Here is a 2,858-nt window from a genome sequence, read left to right on the forward strand (position 1 = left end):
CCTCACGAAGGTTCACGCACGGGGCCTCGGACAGTAAGGGGACCGACGTGCTTTATACCCGGGCCACCTGGCGTTGTCCAGTGTTGCGGACAACCGCCGGTTGCAACAGAGAGTCCTGGCTAGAACGGTTCCGCCCTGAACACCTCGTCGCGCACCCTAGACAGGCGGCGCTGCGGCGACTAAACTATCCAACTCGCTGCCACGCGTGCGGCGAGACCAGCATCCCGGAGAGGTGCCAGAGAGGCCGATCGGGCCTGACTCGAAATCAGGTGTACGCGTGAGCGTACCGTGGGTTCGAATCCCACCCTCTCCGCCAATTTTTTAGGCGACTGATAGAAAAGCTCTTTTTCTTAAGGAGCCGCTTTCTAACCACGAATCTACCCACAAGAACGCGCACGCTAGCAGCCTGTCGGACTTGATGGCGTAACCGATTGATTAAACAGGAAAACGACTTTTTGGCGCAAAAGAGGAAACTCTTTGCATTCAATCGGTTGCATCACTAAGTCCGACAGCCTGCTAGAGGCCTCTCAGGGCCTCTTTCCGTCCGACGAACGGTAGGCCTACGCTGGCTCGTTGTCGCGCTCGCGCAGCGCTTCCCAGATCTGCCCGGGTCCCAGCAGGATGTCCTGGAGACCGCGGCGCACCCGCTCGGAGTCCAGTGCCTGCTTGCTCATGGTGCCGTGGGCGGCGAAGGCGTCGATGATCGCGTTCATCCTGCGACAGATCGACCCCTTCGCGCGCCCGTCCGAGCTCCAGCAGCGGCAGCAGGCGCTTATAGAAGATCGCCCGTTTCTCGATGGCGGCATTGCCGTAATCGAAGATCTGGGAGAGGAAGGCATAGACGCGCAGGTACGCCCCCAGGTTGCGGTTGAACAGGATCAAGGCGTTCATCGCATCCTGGGCGACCTGTACCGCCGCGGCATCCCCTCTGGCCTTGGCGGCGTCCAATGCCTCCCGCTGCGCCTTGAAGGGTCTGAGCAACCGGTCCGCCACCGGCTCCAGGGCGGCGGCCAGTTGCGCCTGGGTCGCCCGGGGGTTCAGCTCCACGGCCACCACGCGCTCGATCTCGAAGTCGTCGTAGTCGCCGGCGGCATCCAGCCGGGCGCGCAGGTCATAGATCAGATTCGGGTCGGTGACGCCCGCGCGTGTGGCGGTCTCGTAACAGGGCTTGAAGGCGGTAAGGATGTCGTCCGGCTCGTTGACGAAATCCAGGTGCAACCGCACCCAGCGCAGGACGCCCTTCAGCGCCTCGTCGCGGACCACATCCTGCTCGGCCTGATCCCAGTCCCCTCCCGGACCCAGTGCGGCGAGCCGGAAGGCGAGCTTGTAGGGGGTGTAGTTGCGCAGCACGTCGAGGATAAAACCCTCCTCGATGGTCTGGCGCATCGAATAGACATGGAAGGTCGCCGGCAGGTTGTCGGGGCCGGGCGGCAGGAGCGGCGCGGGCCGCCGGCCGAACAGCTCCAGGGTCTTGGCCTTGGGGGTCGCGGTGAAGGCGATATAGGTGATGCCGGACTCCCCGGCGCCCGCCCGGGCCGTCATCTGGGCCGCCAGCAGGTCCTCCGTGCCCAGTTCCCCGCCGTCCGCCAGGTCTGCCAACTCCTGCGTCGACAGCAGCTCCCGGAGCTTGGCCGCCGCCTCCCCGGTCTGGGAGCTGTGGGCCTCGTCGGCGATCACCGCGAAGCGCTTGCCCTGGGTCGCCGCCAGCTCCCGGACCGCCTGGATGGCGAAGGGGAAGGTCTGGATGGTGCAGACCACGATCTTCTTGCCCCCCGCGAGTGCCCGCGCCAGCTCGCCGCTCTTGCTGCCGCTGTCCCGGGTTATGACCGCCACCACCCCCGCGGTGCGCTCGAAGCCGAACATCGCATCCGCAAGCTGGTCGTCCAGCACCGTGCGGTCGGAGACCACCAGCACCGTATCGAACAGCTTGCGGTTGTCCGCGTCGTGCAGGTCCGCCAGGAAATGCGCGGCCCGGGCGATGGAGTTGGTCTTGCCGGACCCGGCCGAGTGCTGGACCAGATACAGGCCGCCGGGACCCTCAGCCAGCACCGTCGCCACGAGCTTGCGGGTCGCGTCGAGCTGGTGGAAGCGGGGGAAGACGATCGTGTCGATCCGTTTTTTGTGGTCGCGCTGGGCGACCAGATAGCGGCCCAGGATCTCAAGCCAACTCTCGCGCTCCCAGACGGACTCCCACAGATAGGCGGTGCGGTGCCCACTGGGGTTGGGCGGGTTGCCGGCCCCGCCCGCGTCGCCCCGATCGAAGGGCAGAAAGCGGGTCCCCGGACCCTGGAGCCGGGTCCTCATGGCGACCCGCGAGTTGCTGATCGCGAAGTGGACCAGGGCACCGCTCGGAAAGGCCAGCAGGGGCTCCGGCTGGCCCTTACCCTTGGGCTTGGGGTCCCGGTCGAAGCGGTACTGATCCACCGCGTCTTCCACGCACTGGGTGAAATCGGTCTTCAGTTCAGCGGTCGCGACGGGCAGGCCATTCAGGAAGAGCGTCAGGTCCAAACTGTTCTCATGGTGCAGCGAATAATGGACTTGGCGCACCACCCGCAGCCGATTGGCCTGGTAACGGGCCTCAAGGGCCGGGTTCATGGCCAGCGCCGGCCTGAATTGGGCCAATTGCAGCGGCTTGCGCAGGCCCAGCAGTTCCACCCCGTGACGCAGCAGGTCCAGGGTACCGCGGTCGTCGAGCTGCTTGCGGATGCGGTCCAGGATGTCGATGGCTACCTAAACCCGCCTATAGTTGGTGAATGATGCGGGTAATCGCCAACGAGGGTGGTGAAGAGCGGTCGGGACGCTGGGGGACATAGGGGGGCTGGGAGCCAGGGGGAAGGGGGGGTGTATGGCCCCGCGGC

General features: G+C 65.6%; 1 protein-coding gene and 1 tRNA gene. One reads left to right on the plus strand and one right to left on the minus strand.

Annotated features, from left to right (window positions below; genetic code table 11):
* The first annotated feature begins 226 nt into the window (after positions 1–226).
* Positions 227–316, plus strand: a tRNA-Ser gene (locus QZX93_RS04720).
* A gap of 200 nt (positions 317–516) precedes the next feature.
* Here QZX93_RS04720 and QZX93_RS04725 read toward each other — a convergent pair.
* Positions 517–2,655, minus strand: coding sequence for a type I restriction endonuclease (locus tag QZX93_RS04725; RefSeq protein ID WP_295387149.1), 2,139 nt, complete (start codon positions 2,653–2,655; stop codon positions 517–519).
* Positions 2,656–2,858: the final 203 nt, after the last annotated feature.

The sequence above is a fragment of the uncultured Thiodictyon sp. genome, assembly GCF_903946935.1.
Classification (GTDB): domain Bacteria; phylum Pseudomonadota; class Gammaproteobacteria; order Chromatiales; family Chromatiaceae; genus Thiodictyon.